The sequence below is a fragment of the Arthrobacter sp. Y81 genome, assembly GCF_002929335.1.
Classification (GTDB): Bacteria; Actinomycetota; Actinomycetes; order Actinomycetales; family Micrococcaceae; genus Arthrobacter.
Map to the genome: position 1 here is coordinate 67,745 of NZ_PJIL01000020.1, position 15,891 is coordinate 83,635.

Below are 15,891 nucleotides of genomic sequence, written 5' to 3' on the forward strand. Positions count from 1 at the left end.
CCGGTGTGGTTCTCACAACTTCGGAGGCAGGCGTACGACGCCGGAATGCCGGCCTTTCGCGTCCGGCGACCCCGGCCGCACATACAACCAGGCAACTACGCCGAGGAAGGGCATTGCGAAAATGGCCACCAGCCAGAACACGCCCCGCTTGGGACGCCGCGGGACCGGCCGCAAGGACGGACCACGCCCGCGTGGGCAGTACTGCTAGTGGGCGTGATCCCCTCGGCTGTATTCGAACACCCAGCCGATGAGCGCAACCAGGGCGAATCCGGCGCTGATGTAGAGGATCCAGAATCCGATGGCCAGGCCCAGGAACCCTCCGGCGGCGGAAAAGCCCACGGCGATCGGCCACCAGCTCCACGGGCTGAACTGGCCCTGCTCGCCTGCGCCCTCGTGGATCTCCGCGTCCTGACGGTCCTCGGGACGCATCCCGATCCGTTTGCCGGTGTACCCGAGGTAGCCCCCGATCAGCCCGGCCAGGGCGCCCACCAGCCACAACGCCAGGAAGCCCACCGGCTCGGTCCAGCCCGTGACAAAGCCGTAGACCACCCCAACGGGCACGAAGAATATGGCCAGGCCTCCGAAAATCCAGGATTCGATCTTCATGGCTTCTCCTTCTACGGCGAATCACTTGGGAGCTACTCCCCCACAGTTCCCCGTGAATCAACTGTGGTCCTCGCGCGGTTGCGGCGTAAGGGACAAAGGACCCCACTCTGAAACGGATACAAACCACCCGCGGATAGAGTCAAATGATGACCGCGGACGCCACCACCCTCATCGGCAATGTTCATGTGCGCATGCTTCAAGCCTCTGATTCCGGGCCGATGAGTGCCGCGTACCTGCTGAACCGGGACCATCTCGCTCCCTGGGAACCGGCCCGAACCGAGGAATTCTTTACGGCCGCCGGCCAGCGCGCAGTCGTCGACTCCAAACTCGCCCTGGATGGCAGCCGTATTGTCGGATCTATCACCCTGACGGGAATTGTCCGCGGCCCGTTCCTTAGCGCCCACGTTGCGCCGGCCTACCTGAAGATTGCCGGCTCGTGGCAGGATCACGTCCTGTTCCAACGGATCCTTGAGTGATTCACTGAAACATACGACGGCGGCCCCGCCCGATGCCCGCCCAGCCACGGAGGTAGCACCATGCGGAAGATCATCCTGATGATGTCTGTGTCCATAGACGGATTTTTTGAAGGACCGGACCGCGACATCAGCTGGCACCTCGTGGACGAAGAGCTGCACCAACATTTCAACGATGCGTGCAGGGCGATGGGCGGGTTCATGGACGGACGGATCACACACGAGTTGATGGCCGATTTCTGGCCCACGGCCGACCAGGATCCGGACAGCACCGCGGCCATGGCCGAGTTCGCCGGGATCTGGCGTGACATGCCCAAGTTCGTCTTTTCCCGGACCCTCACCACGGCGAAATGGAACACCAAGGTGATCCACGACGTCGTGCCTGAAGAAATCGCGGAACTGAAGGCGCAGCCCGGCGGCGACCTGGGGCTGGGCGGCGCCAACCTGGCGGCAACCTTCATGCGGCACGACCTCATCGACGAATACCGGCTCTACGTCCACCCTGTGGTGCTGGGCCAGGGGCATCCGCTGTTCCAGTCGCCGGACGTCAGGATGAACCTCAAGCTGGCCGGGACGCGGACCTTCGGCAACGGAGTGGTCCTGCTCCACTACGAGCGCGGCAGGGACTAACAAGAATCAGCGACGCTTCAGTACGGCGGCGCGCTAAGTACCGGGCAGGTTCAGCCCGTCAGCGTCCCAGGCGAGGCACGCCCCCTCACTGATCTGCAGGGCCTCAACCCCCGGCGCCCCCACCAGTTCCGCAACCAGTGCTGCGCTCCCGGCCACAATTGTCGAATCAAAATCGATCTCCGTGACCAGCACCCAGGACCTGTCCTCAGGCCAGAGCAGGCTTGGAGACTGTGGCCAGCGCGGATCATGGTGCCATGGCGCGGTGAGGGTCCAGGCAGGGTCGGTGAACCCGCCCGGCCCGGCCGAAAAAAGGAGATGGCCACGGCCTGGCAGTTCGAGCCGGTGACCGTCCACCACGCTCGCCGGCAGCAGCCCCGTTCCCTGACTTTCGGGCTGGCTCCACACTGTGGTTCCGGTCTCGTCGTCCGGCGCAACGAAGGTCAACTGCGCATACCCCGCCGCACTGGTGAGGCCGCCCCACCCCTCCCAGACGGCCGCCACCCCCGCGTCCGGAGTCGCCGTGTGGCGGCACAGCACGGCCGCCGCCGCTGCCAGGACGTCCACATCGAGGTTTCCCTGCTGCGGTTCGGAGTACCGCCACCCGTCAGCGTCGAGGATTTCGCCGTAGGGGCCGGACGGCGGGCCCACCAGGCGGTGGAACTGCGCCAAGGGGTGCATGGTTTTGCCGAACGTGGCAGCGACGGCTGACCACGGAGCCGGCTCGCTGTCCATCTCGACGAACAACGACCGGTCCTGCGAATGCCAGGACAACGTCCCGGCAGGCCTGTCCCGGGTTGCCGGATGGAACACCCGGGCGTACGCGGGATAGCCATGGGGCACAACGAAATGCATGTCCCGCGCAGTCGGATCGAGCAGGGGGCGAAGCCAGGCACCCCGTTCCGCATCAGCTATCGGGTCCACTGAGTACCCTAAGAGCCCGCCCGGACGTCGGCCGCCCTGGCAAGGGCCTCGAGATGGGCGGCGGAGGCTTCGGTGGCCGTAGCGATCCGGTTCAGTGCGCCGATGACGCTGATGGTGCCGAAAAACATGACCAGAAGGATGAGTACAAACACCCACGTGATATCCATCCGGCAACCCTACTGAGCCAAGCTCAAGCCCGGGCCCCGGCCGCAGCCGGGGCTTCCATGCCGCCCGGACTCAGCCCCGCAGACCGTCAGACGAATGCCGACTTCCCCGTCACGGCACGTGCCACGATCAGCGAGTTGATCTCGTAGCTGCCCTCGTACGTATAGAGAATTTCGGCGTCGCCAAATAGCTTGCCCATCTCGTAGTCGCTGCTGATGCCGTTGCCGCCCATCAGGGACCTGCCCATGGCCACCGAGGCACGCGCCAGGCGGGTGGTGGTGGACTTGGCCATGGCGGCCTGCACCATCTCCAGCTTGCCGTCCTGCTGGATCCGGGCCAGCTGGGCCATGAGCGCCAGGGAGGCGCTCGCATTCCCCAAAATTTCGGCCAGCTGCTGCTGAATCAGCTGGAACCTCGCCAGCTCCTTGCCGAACTGCTTCCGTTTCAGGGCATAGGAACGGGCGACGTCGAACGCGGCCAGCTGGATCCCGGCACCTTGCCAGCCCACCCAGGCACGCGAGTCGCGGAGGAGGTCGTTGGCTTTGGAAAAGTCCGTTGCGCCCGGCAGCAGGTTGGATTCGGGGATCCGCACGTCATCCAGCCGGATGTCCGCATTCTGCATGATCCGCAGGCCGATCTTGTTGGAAATCTTGGTGGCGGAGTAGCCGGACCGGTCCGTTTCCACGATGAAGCCCTTGATCTGCCCGTCCGCCTCATCACGGGCCCAGACCAGCGCGAAATCAGCGATGGTACCGGCGCCGATCCAGCGTTTCGCCCCGTTGATCACCCATTCGCCGCGCTCCAGCCGGGCCGTAGTTTCCAGGCCGCCGGCAATATCCGATCCGTGGTCCGGCTCCGTGAGTGCGAAGGCCCCCAGCTGGGTGAAGGCTGTCAGTCCGGGAAGCCACCGCTGCTTCTGCTCCTCCGATCCGAGTTCGTCGATCATCCCGACGATCAGCTCATTGTGGATGCCCACCAGGGCGGACAGGGACACATCGGCGCGGGCCACTTCCACGTACATCAGGCCCTTGAAGAGAACCGACGTCCCGTCCGTCTGCAGGCCGCCCAACCCGTACTTGCCCATTTCAGCGAGCAGCCCGAAGGGGAATTCCTCGCGGTTCCAGTACTCGATGGACGCGGCGCGGATGCGGGACTGCAGGAAATCACGCACCTCCAGATAGCGCGATCGCTCCCCCTCAGGCAGCAGGTCCACAATGTACATGAGGTCCGCATCCGGGAACGGCGGCTGCTCCGGTCCCGGGGCAATCGCTTCCGCCGGCGCCCCGGGCTCTGTTTCGGGCGATCCGCTGGCACGTCCCTGTGTCTGCACGGGCATGTATCCCTTCGTCGTCCGCCGGTCACGCCATCGTGCCGGCCCTTCCAAACCCTTGGATGTCCTAGTATATTGCACAGTGATGTGGATCACTAGGCGAAAGGGCCCCCATGACAGTCACCGACGACTTCCGGGCCGCGAGGGACAGGCTACTGGCCCTGCGCGAGAACTACGGCCAGGCACGGAGTGAATTCCGGTGGCCCCGCTTTGACGAATTCAATTTTGCCCTCGACTGGTTCGACCGGATCGCTGCGGACCCGGGCAAAGGCGCCAAGCCGGCCCTGGTCATCGTTGAACAGGACGGCAGCGCCACGCGGCGAACCTACGCGGAGCTGGCCGAGCGCTCCAACCAGGTGGCCAACTGGCTCCGGAGCCAAGGGGTCCGCCGCGGCGACCGCATGATCATCATGCTGGGCAACCAGGTGGAACTGTGGGAACTGATGCTGGCCGGCATCAAGCTGGGCATCGTGATGATTCCCACCACCACCCTGATGGGCCCGGCGGACCTGACCGACCGGGTGGAGCGCGGCGAGGCGGGCTGGGCCGCCGTCGGAAGTTCCAACATCGGCAAGTTTGCCGACGTTCCGGGGAACTACAAACTGATTGAGATCGCCGACAGCGGCCCTGCCGCAGTTCCGGCAGCCGGTGCCGCCCAGTACGAAGCCGCCCAACACGGCGCCGCCCAGTACACGGACGCAGCCGGAGCCCCGGGCGGTTTCACGCCGGACGCCCCGACGAAGGCTGACGAAACGTTGCTCCTCTACTTCACGTCCGGCACCACGTCCAAGGCCAAACTCGTGGAACACACGCACACGTCCTACCCGGTGGGCCATCTCTCCACCATGTTCTGGATCGGGCTGGAACCCGGGGATGTGCACCTCAATGTCGCGTCCCCGGGCTGGGCCAAGCACGCGTGGTCCAACGTGTTCACGCCCTGGATCGCCGAGGCCTGCGTGTTCATCTACAACTACAGCCGGTTCGACGCCAAGGCCCTCATGGAACAGATGGACCGCGAAAGGGTGACCAGTTTCTGCGCCCCGCCCACCGTGTGGCGGATGCTGATCCAGGCCGACCTCACCGTCCTCAAGAACCCGCCCACGAAAGTGGTGTCCGCCGGGGAACCCCTCAACGCCGAGGTGATCGACCAGGTGCAGCGCGCCTGGGGCCAGACCATCCGGGACGGTTTCGGCCAGACCGAATCCACCGTTCAGATCGCCAACACCCCCGGCCAGCCGATCAAGATCGGCGCCATGGGCAAGCCGCTCCCCGGCTACGACGTGGTGCTGGTTGACCCCGCGACAGGGGAAGAGGCCGACGACGGCGAGCTCTGCCTCCGCCTGGACCCCCGGCCCGTGGGGCTGATGAAGGCGTACTACGGCGACGCCGAGAAGACCGCGGACGCCTTCCGGGACGGCTACTACCACACAGGCGACATGGCCAGCAGGGACGAACGCGGCATCATCACGTACGTTGGCCGCGGCGACGACGTGTTCAAATCCTCCGACTACCGGCTGTCCCCGTTCGAGCTCGAAAGTGTCCTGATCGAGCACCCGGCGGTGGCCGAGGCCGCCGTCGTGCCGTCCCCGGATCCGCTCAAGCTGTCCGTGCCGAAAGCGTATGTGGTCCTGGCCGTGGGGCATCAGCCCGGCCCCGAACTCGCCGAAGAAATCCTGCAGTACTGCCGCGACCATCTGGCCCCGTTCAAACGCATCCGGCGGCTGGAATTCGCGGAGCTGCCGAAGACCATCTCGGGCAAGATCCGGCGCGTGGAACTCCGGCACAGCGAAGAGCTCCGGCACGGCAGCGGACCATTGCCGGAGGGCCTGGGGACCGAGTACTCGGAGGCGGATTTCCCGGGTTTGAAAAGCTAGGCTGGAGCAACCCATATGTCAGGAGGTGCCATGGGAAACCCGCTCCCGCGCGATCCCATTGCCGACGCCCAGCGCAACTGGGAACGCCACGGCTGGGGTGATGTTGCCGCGCCCATGGCCGCCATCACGGCCATCATGCGGACCCAGCAGATCCTGCTGGCCCGGATCGAGGGCGTCCTCAAGCCCTTCGGCCTGACCTTCGCCCGCTACGAACTCCTGGCGCTGCTGAGTTTCGCCCGCAGCGGCGCGCTGCCCATGAACAAGGCGAGTGCGCTCCTGCAGGTCCACCCCACCTCGGTGACCAACGCCGTCGACCGCCTCCAGGATGCAGGCCTGGTGGTCCGCTCCCCGCATCCGACGGACGGCCGCACCACCCTGATCGAGCTCACCGCCGAGGGACGCACGCTGGCCAAAAGTGCGACGGCGGCACTCAACACCGAGGTGTTCGGCCAGTCCGGTTTCGCCAGCCAGGACGTGGACCAGCTGATCGGGATCCTGGGGAAATTCCGCCGGAACGCCGGAGACTTCGCCGACTGACCCCGTGTTGCCGCAGACAAGGGGGCGGGCAGCCCTAGACTTCGAGGGAACGGACCTGAAGCTGGACCTGAGGAGAGCGCAATGATTCCGGAAATCAACATCTGGGCCGTACTGCTGGCCACCCTTTCCAGCATGGTGGTGGGCTCGGTCTGGTACACCCCGAAAGTCTTCGGCAATTACTGGATGAAAGTCGCGAAGGTTTCCCCCAGCGGCGAAGCGAAGGACGCGGTCAAACCCATCCTGATCACGCTGGTGGTCAGTTTCGTGAGCGCCCTGGTGCTCGCCGGATCGGCCGCCATCTCCCAGCATTTCTACGGCGGCAATTTCCTGGCCAACACGCTGATCACCGCCGTCATCCTCTGGGCCGGGTTCACGGCCGCCCGCTTCATCACGCATGACGCTTTCGAGGGCCGCCCGGCCGGGCTGACCCTCCTGAACTGCGCGCACGAACTGGTCACCCTGGTGGTCATGGGCCTGATCATCGGGCTGTTCGGCATCAGCGCAGCTTAGCTGCGCCTATGAGCCTGAGGGCTTGGCCCGGACGTGCATGCGTTCGCCCTGGCGCCCGAACAGGCTAATGAATTCCACCGGCCGCCCGTCCGCGCGGCCAAACCAGTGCGGGGTCCGGGTGTCGAACTCGGCCGCCTCACCCGGGGGCAGCACGATGTCCGTGTCACCGAGGACCAGGCGCAGCCTGCCGTTGAGCACATAGATCCACTCGTACCCCTCGTGGACCTGCGGCGTAGGCTCCTCGGGACCGCCGGCATTCAGGATGAGTTTGTACGCCTGCACCCCGCCGGGCCTTCGGGTCAGCGGAACGATGGTCATCCTCTTATTGACGATGGGCCGCAGGTGAACCCTGGGGTCGCCGGTGGTGGGCGCACCCACCAGTTCATCCAACGGAACCTGGTGCGCTTTCGCCAGGGGCAGCAGCAGTTCCAGGTTCGGCCGGCGCTGGCCGGACTCCAGCCGTGAAAGCGTACTGACGGAGATCCCCGTGGCAGCCGAAAGGGCAGTCAGGGTGGTGTCGCGGCTGATCCGCAGCGCGCGAAGCCGCGGACCCACCGCCGCCAGCACGCTGTCAAGTTCATCCATGGTTTCAGTTTGCCACTTTGGCAAAGATGTTTGCCACTTTCCGAACAGCCTTCGACGATGGATGCGGAGGTAAGAAAAATGACTGAAGAGAACAACACACTGGTGGACGTCGTCATTGTTGGTGGCGGCGCGGCGGGACTGAATGCGGCGCAGATGCTGGGCCGGGCACGCCGGTCGGTAGTGGTGGTCGACGGCGGCGAGCCCCGGAATGCACCCGCCAAGGGAGTGCACGGCTTCCTGTCACGCGACGGCATCAGCCCGGCGGAGCTGTACCGGATTGGCCGCGAGGAAGCCGAGTCCTACGGCGTCCGGATCATCAGCGGGCAGGTGCTTGGCGCTCTGGGTGCCAAGGGAGCCTTCGCGGTGGAACTGGCGGACGGCACCGTGGTCCGTGGCCGCAGGCTCCTCATCACCACGGGGTTGGTTGACCAGCTTCCGGACATCCCCGGGCTGCAGGAACGCTGGGGGAAGGACGTGCTGCACTGCCCCTACTGCCACGGATGGGAAGTCCAGGACCAGGCCCTCGGAATCCTGGGCACCGGCCCGTTCGCAGTCCACCAGGCCCTGCTGTTCCGGCAGTGGAGCGCCAACATCACGCTCTTCCTCAATGACGCCACGGAACCCACGGACCTGGAGTCGTACCAGCTCGCCGCCCGCGGCATTACGGTGGTCCACGGCCCCGTTGGCTCCCTGCGGGTAGACCACGACAAGCTGACCGGGGTGGTTCTGGCCGACGGCGGCCTGGTGACTGTGGATGCCGTGGCCGCCGCACCGCGGTTCGTGGCACGGACCGCAGCCTTCGCCGGCCTTGGGCTCACGGCCCTCCAGCACCCGATGGGGATGGGCGAATTCCTCGAAACGGACGCCGACGGCGCCACCGGCGTGCCCGGGGTATGGGCCGCCGGCAACGTCACCGACCTCCGCGCGCAGGTGCTGTCCTCAGCTGCGGCCGGAGCCTGGACCGGCGTCGTCATCAACGCCGACCTCATGGCCGAGGAACTTGAGGAAGCCGTCACGGCGTATCGTGGCAGTGTCACGGCGTAGCGTGGGCCGTCCCTGACGGCACGCTGCCCGGGGCCTGAAGCACGGGCAGCGAGGAGACCAGGGATGAAGTTTGACGAGTCGTTCTGGGATGAGCGCTACCGCCAGCACGGTTCTGTGTGGAGCCACAATCCGAACCCGAACCTGCTGGCCGAGGCTGCCGGGCTCCGCCCGGGTTCGGCGCTGGACGTGGGCAGCGGCGAGGGCGCCGATGCAATCTGGCTGGCACACCAGGGTTGGCGGGTGACGGCCGTGGACATCTCCTCGGTGGCGTTGGCCCGGGCAGCCGAAAGGGCGTCGCAGGATTCAGCGGCGTCCGGGCGGATCACCTGGGCCCACCACGACCTCACCGCATCGCCCCCGCCTGCGGGCACTTTCGACCTCGTATCCGCCCAGTTCATGCACCTGCCGCTTGCCCAGCGAACCGAGCTGCACCACCGGCTCGCGGCGTCAGTGGCCCCCGGCGGAACCCTCCTGATCGTGGGCCACCACCCCTCCGACCTTGAAGCGGGAATCCGCCGCCCCAGCGAGCCCGGCCTGCTCTTCACACCGGAGGAAATCGCCGCGGGTCTGGATCCGGACGAGTGGGAAATCGACGTCTGCGAAGCACGCCGGCGCACCGCCCCGGACGAGGAGGGCAATGCCGTCACCGTCACGGATTCAGTGCTCCGCGCCCACCGCCGGCCGCCGCGCCCTTAGGGGCGAAAGCCTGAGGGGCAAAACTCCTTAGCGGTGCTTGAATTCCGGCTGGCGCTTCTCCATGAAGGCAGCCATGCCTTCCTTCTGGTCCTCGGTGGCGAACAGCGAGTGGAAGATCCGCCGTTCGAAAAGCACGCCCTGCGCCAGCCCGGTTTCAAACGCCGCGTTGACCGCCTCCTTGGCCACCATCGCCACCGGCTTGGACTTGGAGGCAATCACCTCGGCGGCTTTCAGGGCCTCTTCCACGACATCAGCGGCGGGGACCACCCTGGACACCAGGCCGGCGCGTTCCGCTTCCTCGGCATCCATGAAGCGCCCGGTGAGGATCAGGTCCATGGCTTTGGACTTGCCCACGGCGCGGGTGAGCCGCTGTGAACCGCCCATGCCCGGCAGTACGCCCAGGTTGATTTCCGGCTGCCCGAACTTGGCGTTGTCCCCGGCGATGATGAAATCGCACATCATGGCCAGCTCGCAGCCGCCACCCAGGGCGAAGCCCGAGACGGCCGCCACCACGGGGATGCGCAGCCTGGTGAAGTCCTCCCAGCCGCGGAACCAGTCCGCGGCGTACATATCCATGTAGCCCTGGGTTGCCATCTCCTTGATGTCCGCGCCGGCAGCAAACGCCTTGCCGGACCCGGTGACCACCACGGCGCCCAATTCAGGGTCCGTGTCCATGGCCGTGACGGCAGCCACGAGTTCATCCATGGTGGCTTTGTTCAGCGCATTCAGCGCTTCGGGCCGGTTCAGCGTCACCAGCCCCACGCGTCCGCGCCGCTCCACCAGAATGTTCCGGTACTGTTCCGTCATGCCTGACTCCTCACGTGGTTCTACTTCGAATACTGCTGCCGCGCCTTAGTGCGCCGACTTGTCCCGGATGTCCGTGATGATGCCGGAGAAGTCACGGCCCGCGCCGCCCTCCGCCGCAAACGTATCGTAGATCTCCGATGCCAGCGGCCCCATCCGGGCGGCCACTCCGGTGCTCTGCAGCGCGTTCAGGGCCAGTTTGAGGTCCTTCGCCATCAGCGCCCCGGCAAAACCCGGCTGGTAGTCGCGATTGGCCGGACTGGTGGGCACGGGCCCGGGGACCGGGCAGTTGGTGGTGAGCGCCCAGCACTGCCCGGACGCCGCGGACGCGACGTCGAACAGGGCCTGGTGCGTCAGCCCCAGCTTCTCGCCGAGCACGAAGGCCTCGCTCACCGCGATCATCGAGATGCCCAGGATCAGGTTGTTGCAGACCTTGGCGGCCTGGCCCGCACCGTGGGCGCCGCAGTGCACCACGCGTTTGCCCATCACTTCCAGCAGGGGCCGCACGGCGTCAAAGTCCTCGGGCAGGGCGCCCACCATGAAGGTCAGGGTTCCGGCTTCGGCCCCCACCACGCCACCGGAGACGGGGGCGTCCACTGCCCGGTGGCCGGCGGCAACGGCGAGCGCGGAAGCCTCCCGGGCCTCGTCAACGTTAATAGTGGAGCAGTCCAGGAACATGGTGTCCGGCCCGGCAACGTCCAGCAGCCCGGGCCGACCGTCCGTTCCCCGGTAGGCATCGAGGACGTGCTGGCCGCTGGGGAACATGGTGAGCACCACGTCCGCACCGGCAACGGCTTCGGCAGGGGTTGCCACTGTGGGAATCCCGTGCCCCCGGGCCGCGTCCAGCGCCGCGGGCACAACGTCGAAACCCGCCACCGTGTACCCGGCCTTGACCAGGTTGACGGCCATGGGACCGCCCATGTGCCCCAACCCCAGGAACGCAACGTGCGCCATTTTCCCTGACCCTGTTGCTTCAGACATTGTCGGCCTCCTTTGACGGCAGATTGAGCTCCCGCTCCCCTAGCGGCGCGAAGAACCTCTCGACGTCGCCGGCGGAGACCTCGTGCAGCCTGGCCGGCTTCCACTGCGGGTTGCGGTCCTTGTCCACCACCTGCGCCCGGATGCCCTCGCGGAAGTCCGGTCCGGCCAGGATCCGCAGGCCCACGCGGTACTCCTGCTCCAAAGCCTCCTCGAGCGTCAGGCCCTTGGCGCGGCGGAGCGATTCCAGCGCCACCTTCACCGCGGTGGGCGACTTCGCCTCGATCGTGTCGGCCGCGTCCGCGGCCTCCCCGGACAAGCCTCCGTCAAAGGCGCGCAACCGGCGGAGGATCTCCTCGACGTCGTCACCTGCATAACAGGCGTCGATCCAGTGCCGCTGCCCCGCCAGCGCCGAAGCCGGCGGCTCTTCGGTGAAACGTCCGACGGCGGCTTCCGCCGTTTCGCTTTCCAGTGCTGCGGCCAGGGCGGGCAGGTTCGCCGAGGCCACGAAGTGGTCGGCCATGCCCAGGAACAGGGCGTCCGCTCCGCTCAGGTGGGCGCCGGTCAGGGCCGCATGGGTGCCCGCCTCCCCCGGCGAGCGGGACAGCAGCAGGGTGCCGCCGACGTCGGGCACAAATCCGATGGTGGTCTCCGGCATGCCGGTGCGGGTGCGTTCGGTGACCACACGCACGGAACCGTGCGCCGAGATCCCCACACCGCCGCCCAGCACCAGGCCATCCATAAAGGCCACGTACGGCTTCGGGTACCCGGCGATCAGCGCATTCAACTGGTATTCGGTGCGCCAGAAGTCCGCCGTTGAATCGCCGCCCGTCAGCATGTCCTCGTAGATGGCCACGATGTCGCCGCCGGCGCACAGCCCCCGCTCACCGGAACCGTGCACCAGGATGGTGGCCACGCCGTCGTCGTCCGCCCAGGCGGCGAGCCGCTCCAGCATGGCGGCGGCCATGCCGGCGGTGAGAGCGTTCACGGCCTTGGGCCGGTTCAGCGTGATGACGCCGAGGTGGCCGCGCCGCTCAAACAGGACTTCGTCAGTGGGGCTTGCTGTGTTCGTACCTGCGGTAGGTCCTGCGCTCATCAGCTGCCTTCCGGCATCACGTAGCTGGCGCCCTGGCGGATGCCGGAGGGCCAGCGGCTGGTCACGGTCTTGGTCTTGGTGTAGAAACGGAACGCATCGGCGCCGTGCTGGTTGAGGTCTCCGAACCCGGAGGCCTTCCAGCCGCCGAATGTGTAGTAGGCGATCGGCACCGGGATGGGCACGTTGATGCCCACCATACCCACCTGCACCCGGCTGGCGAAGTCACGGGCGGCGTCGCCGTCGCGCGTGAAGATGGCAACCCCGTTGCCGAACTCGTGCTCGCTGCAGAGCCGGAGGGCCTCGTCATAGTCGGCGGCGCGCAGCACGCTGAGCACCGGGCCGAAGATCTCCTCTTTGTAGATCTTCATGCCCTTGGTGACGTTGTCAAAGAGCGTGGGCCCCACCCAGAACCCGCCGTCGTAGCCGTCAACGGTGAGGCCGCGGCCGTCCGCCACGAGGGTTGCGCCCTCGTCGACGCCGGACTGGATGTAGCCCTCGATCCGCTCCTTGGCGGACGCCGCCACCACCGGCCCGAAGTCCGAATCCTTATCCAGGCTGTGGCCCACCTTGAGATGCTTCACGCGTTCTTCCAGCTTCGAAACCAGGGCATCGGCAGTGTCCTTGCCCACGGGGACCGCCACCGAGATGGCCATGCAGCGTTCGCCCGCGGATCCGTAGCCCGCGCCCATCAGCGCATCCACGGCCATGTCCAGGTCTGCGTCCGGCATGATCACCATGTGGTTCTTGGCCCCGCCGAAGCACTGGGCGCGCTTGCCATGGGCAGCCGCGGTGGCGTAGATGTACTGGGCTATCGGGGTGGAGCCCACAAAGCCGATGGCCTTGACGCGCTCATCCTCGAGAAGCGCGTCCACGGCTTCCTTATCCCCGTTGACCACGTTGAACACGCCGTCCGGCACGCCTGCTTCGGTGAAGAGCTCGGCCAGCCGCAGGGGCACGGACGGGTCCCGTTCCGAGGGCTTCAGGATGAACGCGTTGCCCGCGGCCAGCGCCGGGCCGGACTTCCAGAGCGGAATCATCGCGGGGAAGTTGAACGGGGTAATGCCTGCCACCACGCCCAGGGGCTGGCGCATGGAGTGAACATCGATGCCGGACCCGGCGTCGTCGGAGAACTCGCCCTTGAGCAGGTGCGGGGCGCCGGCGGAGAATTCCACCACCTCGATGCCGCGCTGGATGTCGCCTTTCGCGTCCGGCAGGGTCTTGCCGTGCTCGGAGGACAGCAGTGCAGCGAGTTCGTCCAGGTGCTCGTTCACCAGGTCCACGAACTTGAGCAGGATCCGGCCGCGGCGCTGGGGATTCATGGCGCCCCACGCCAGTTGGGCCTTCTCCGCGCTGGCGATGACATTGCGGACCTCTTCCGCGCTGGCCAGTGGCAGCCTGGCCTGGACCTCGCCCGTGCACGGATCGTAGACGTCGCTAAAGCGCCCGGAGGTGCCTTCTACCCGCTGTCCGTCTACATAATGGGAAAGCTCGCGAACCATGGCGGAATGCTCCTTTGCATGTGACCTACATCATCCTTGCTGCTGAATATACTCGGACTTCCTACTAAATTCCAGAGCGTGCGAGGGCGCCCGCTCCGGCCGGGCACCGCCGTCGAGCGCCGGCCTCGTGGGGCACTTTGACGTGGATTCTGCTGGATAAGGACTAATCTGGCGGCGTGTCCGCGCCGAAGTGCCCCGTTTCGGCCGCGATGCCGGCCCCGCCGGGGCGCCAGTCCGCTATGCCGGACGTCCAAGTTCGGTAAGTTAGGAACTGTGAAGATTGCTACCTGGAATGTGAACTCCCTCCGTGCCCGTGCCGACCGTGTGGAGGCCTGGCTGCAGCGCAGTGACTGCGACGTCCTGGCCATCCAGGAAACCAAGTGCAAGGACGACAACTTCCCGTGGGAGCTTTTTGAGCGCATGGGCTACGAGGTGGCGCACTTTGGCGTGAACCAGTGGAACGGCGTGGCAATCGCCTCCCGCGTGGGGCTCGACGACGTGGAACGGTCCTTCCTGGACCAGCCGGTGTTCGGCAAGAACGGCAAGGACCCCGTCCAGGAGGCCCGTGCCATCGGCGCCACGTGCGGCGGCGTCCGGGTGTGGAGCCTCTATGTTCCCAACGGCCGGTCCCTCGACGACGAACACATGCCCTACAAGCTCAGCTGGCTGGACATGCTGAAGACCCATGCCCAGGCCTGGGTCACCGAAGACCCCGAAGCACAGATTGCCCTGATGGGTGACTGGAATATCGCCCCGCAGGACGACGACGTTTGGGACATCGACTTCTTCCGCGCCAACGCAATGACCCACGTCAGCGACCCCGAGCGCGCCGCGTTCCACGCCTTTGAAGGGGCCGGATTCACCGACGTCGTCCGCCCGCACACCCCCGGCCCCGGCGTCTACACCTACTGGGACTACACCCAGCTCAGGTTCCCGAAGAAGGAAGGCATGCGGATCGACTTCGTCCTCGCCTCCCCCGCGCTGGCCTCCCGGGTGACCGGGGCATCCATCGACCGCGAGGAGCGCAAAGGCAAGGGCGCTTCCGACCACGCGCCGGTCATCGTGGAGCTGGCCGACTGATGGGTCCGCGATGACGGGCAACATCTACCGGGGCCAGGCAGGCCTGCCCTTCTCGTCCGCGCTGCGGATCTACGAGCCGCTCTCCGCGTTCCCGGAGGAGCAGCGCGCCGCGCTGCAGACGGCAGGCGCCCGGACGGCGTCCCGTGCTGCCGTGGAAAACGCGGAACTGCAGGCGTCCCTCGGCCGGATCACGCGCCCCGGCGGGGATCCCTTCCCCACCGGTCGGACCGATCTGGTGCGGGTCGTACCGGCTCCCCCGGAGCCGGAACAGCCGCGCAGGCACACCCCTTCCGGCGCGCCGGACGCTGCCGGCGCGCCGGACGCTGCCGGGACGTCCGACGCCGGCGGGCCGGGATCCGAAGCCGCCTCTGCTGCAGCCGACGTCGGGCCGGCACTGCTGTACTGCCCCAGCCAGCTGGTGCTGCGGGCGGGGCTTGCTGCCAACGCCCTCATGGAAGGCATCCACGGGCCCTTGGCCGAGCTTCTGATTCCGGAGGAACAGCGGGACAAGCACCAGGAACGCATTGACCTGGTGAAGGCCCGCGAGGGCTCCACCCGCGTCCACACCCGCGCCTCCACGTGGGGCATCCCATTCAGCTGGTTTTCGCTTTTCCAGGAATCCGACCACCAGGACGTGGTGGAATCGGGCGGACGGATCGTCACGGTCCGGGTCTGGGCACGGATCGGGGAAGCCCTGGAACGGGTCCGCTATGCCGTGACCAACCTGGCCCTGGCCGCCCCCGACCTGGACATGCTGGACGACATGACCCAGCTCACCGAGTGGCTGGAACTCTTCCACCCCGGCTCCGTGGTGGAACTGGACTACGGCGCCGTTGCGGACAAGGTGTATCCGGACGATTCACCCATGGATGTGCGCCTGGGCATCGAATGTCTGGCGGAGGGGGACATGACCGGGGCCGCTGCGGCCTACCGCCGGCTGGCCTCGCGCTGGATTCCCATCAGGCAGCTCGCCCGCGCGTCCTAGGTGTATTGACCTGAGAGGTTAGTGACGCGGCTGGCCGGTGGCTGACCTTTGAGTGAGGTGTGGCCTCGGTGATGATTG

At 66.7% G+C, this 15,891-nt stretch carries 19 protein-coding genes; 9 read left to right on the forward strand and 10 right to left on the reverse strand.

What is annotated here, in order from left to right:
• Positions 1-12 precede the first annotated feature (12 nt).
• Both CXQ91_RS25820 and CXQ91_RS20705 read right to left on the reverse strand, forming a co-directional pair.
• A complete protein-coding gene (locus tag CXQ91_RS25820) occupies positions 13-174 on the reverse strand; it encodes a PLDc N-terminal domain-containing protein (protein ID WP_146072401.1) in 162 nt (53 codons plus the stop codon).
• 30 nt (positions 175-204) lie between these two features.
• The gene (locus tag CXQ91_RS20705; RefSeq protein WP_104175764.1) at positions 205-606 is read right to left on the reverse strand and encodes a cytochrome c oxidase subunit 4; all 402 of its coding nucleotides are present in this window, start codon (positions 604-606) and stop codon (positions 205-207) included.
• A 146-nt stretch (positions 607-752) separates the two neighbouring features.
• Between CXQ91_RS20705 and CXQ91_RS20710 the strand changes: the two genes are divergently transcribed.
• Both CXQ91_RS20710 and CXQ91_RS20715 read left to right on the forward strand, forming a co-directional pair.
• Positions 753-1,082 (forward strand): hypothetical protein, encoded by a 330-nt coding sequence (locus tag CXQ91_RS20710; RefSeq protein WP_219816559.1) that lies wholly within the window; start codon positions 753-755, stop codon positions 1,080-1,082.
• Between the two features lie 60 nt (positions 1,083-1,142).
• Positions 1,143-1,709, forward strand: coding sequence for a dihydrofolate reductase family protein (locus tag CXQ91_RS20715; RefSeq protein ID WP_104175766.1), 567 nt, complete (start codon positions 1,143-1,145; stop codon positions 1,707-1,709).
• Positions 1,710-1,742: 33 nt separating this feature from the next.
• Here CXQ91_RS20715 and CXQ91_RS20720 read toward each other — a convergent pair whose 3' ends face one another.
• The 3 genes from CXQ91_RS20720 to CXQ91_RS20725 form a co-directional block, all read right to left on the reverse strand.
• Complete coding sequence (locus CXQ91_RS20720) at positions 1,743-2,630, reverse strand: hypothetical protein (RefSeq protein ID WP_104175767.1); 888 nt, start codon at positions 2,628-2,630, stop codon at positions 1,743-1,745.
• Positions 2,631-2,638: 8 nt separating this feature from the next.
• On the reverse strand, positions 2,639-2,797 hold the full coding sequence (locus CXQ91_RS24880; RefSeq protein ID WP_181038982.1) for a hypothetical protein: 159 nt from the start codon (positions 2,795-2,797) through the stop codon (positions 2,639-2,641).
• Between the two features lie 86 nt (positions 2,798-2,883).
• Complete coding sequence (locus tag CXQ91_RS20725) at positions 2,884-4,017, reverse strand: acyl-CoA dehydrogenase family protein (protein WP_258074183.1); 1,134 nt, start codon at positions 4,015-4,017, stop codon at positions 2,884-2,886.
• 221 nt (positions 4,018-4,238) lie between these two features.
• Between CXQ91_RS20725 and CXQ91_RS20730 the strand changes: the two genes are divergently transcribed.
• The 3 genes from CXQ91_RS20730 to CXQ91_RS20740 all read left to right on the forward strand — a co-directional run bounded on the left by CXQ91_RS20730 (position 4,239) and on the right by CXQ91_RS20740 (position 7,046).
• Complete coding sequence (locus CXQ91_RS20730; protein WP_104175768.1) at positions 4,239-5,999, forward strand: AMP-binding protein; 1,761 nt, start codon at positions 4,239-4,241, stop codon at positions 5,997-5,999.
• A gap of 30 nt (positions 6,000-6,029) precedes the next feature.
• On the forward strand, positions 6,030-6,536 hold the full coding sequence (locus tag CXQ91_RS20735) for a MarR family winged helix-turn-helix transcriptional regulator (RefSeq protein ID WP_104175769.1): 507 nt from the start codon (positions 6,030-6,032) through the stop codon (positions 6,534-6,536).
• Between the two features lie 81 nt (positions 6,537-6,617).
• Complete coding sequence (locus tag CXQ91_RS20740) at positions 6,618-7,046, forward strand: DUF1761 domain-containing protein (RefSeq protein ID WP_104175770.1); 429 nt, start codon at positions 6,618-6,620, stop codon at positions 7,044-7,046.
• 6 nt (positions 7,047-7,052) lie between these two features.
• Here the strand turns inward: CXQ91_RS20740 and CXQ91_RS20745 are convergent, their stop codons facing one another.
• Complete coding sequence (locus tag CXQ91_RS20745) at positions 7,053-7,631, reverse strand: helix-turn-helix domain-containing protein (RefSeq protein WP_104175771.1); 579 nt, start codon at positions 7,629-7,631, stop codon at positions 7,053-7,055.
• 78 nt (positions 7,632-7,709) lie between these two features.
• Here CXQ91_RS20745 and CXQ91_RS20750 point away from each other — a divergent pair, with 78 nt between their 5' ends.
• Both CXQ91_RS20750 and CXQ91_RS20755 read left to right on the forward strand, forming a co-directional pair.
• Positions 7,710-8,675 (forward strand): NAD(P)/FAD-dependent oxidoreductase, encoded by a 966-nt coding sequence (locus tag CXQ91_RS20750; RefSeq protein ID WP_104175772.1) that lies wholly within the window; start codon positions 7,710-7,712, stop codon positions 8,673-8,675.
• A 63-nt stretch (positions 8,676-8,738) separates the two neighbouring features.
• On the forward strand, positions 8,739-9,371 hold the full coding sequence (locus CXQ91_RS20755; RefSeq protein WP_104175773.1) for a cyclopropane-fatty-acyl-phospholipid synthase family protein: 633 nt from the start codon (positions 8,739-8,741) through the stop codon (positions 9,369-9,371).
• A 27-nt stretch (positions 9,372-9,398) separates the two neighbouring features.
• Here the strand turns inward: CXQ91_RS20755 and CXQ91_RS20760 are convergent, their stop codons facing one another.
• Genes CXQ91_RS20760 through CXQ91_RS20775 form a run of 4 tightly spaced genes read right to left on the reverse strand, consistent with a single transcriptional unit; the run spans position 9,399 to position 13,748 of the window.
• Positions 9,399-10,178, reverse strand: coding sequence for an enoyl-CoA hydratase (locus CXQ91_RS20760; RefSeq protein WP_104175774.1), 780 nt, complete (start codon positions 10,176-10,178; stop codon positions 9,399-9,401).
• Between the two features lie 45 nt (positions 10,179-10,223).
• Positions 10,224-11,156 carry a 3-hydroxyisobutyrate dehydrogenase gene (gene mmsB, locus CXQ91_RS20765; protein WP_104175775.1) on the reverse strand — a complete coding sequence of 311 codons (933 nt, stop codon included), beginning with the start codon at positions 11,154-11,156 and terminating at the stop codon, positions 10,224-10,226.
• On the reverse strand, positions 11,149-12,249 hold the full coding sequence (locus CXQ91_RS20770) for an enoyl-CoA hydratase/isomerase family protein (RefSeq protein ID WP_104175776.1): 1,101 nt from the start codon (positions 12,247-12,249) through the stop codon (positions 11,149-11,151). Before CXQ91_RS20770 ends, mmsB begins: the two co-directional genes overlap by 8 nt.
• Positions 12,249-13,748: a CoA-acylating methylmalonate-semialdehyde dehydrogenase gene (locus tag CXQ91_RS20775; RefSeq protein ID WP_104175777.1), complete on the reverse strand. Its 1,500-nt coding sequence runs from the start codon at positions 13,746-13,748 to the stop codon at positions 12,249-12,251. Before CXQ91_RS20775 ends, CXQ91_RS20770 begins: the two co-directional genes overlap by 1 nt.
• Positions 13,749-14,021: 273 nt before the next feature.
• Here CXQ91_RS20775 and CXQ91_RS20780 point away from each other — a divergent pair, with 273 nt between their 5' ends.
• Positions 14,022-14,828: an exodeoxyribonuclease III gene (locus CXQ91_RS20780; protein ID WP_104175778.1), complete on the forward strand. Its 807-nt coding sequence runs from the start codon at positions 14,022-14,024 to the stop codon at positions 14,826-14,828.
• Between the two features lie 10 nt (positions 14,829-14,838).
• Positions 14,839-15,813 carry a hypothetical protein gene (locus CXQ91_RS20785; RefSeq protein ID WP_104175779.1) on the forward strand — a complete coding sequence of 325 codons (975 nt, stop codon included), beginning with the start codon at positions 14,839-14,841 and terminating at the stop codon, positions 15,811-15,813.
• Positions 15,814-15,891 lie beyond the last annotated feature (78 nt).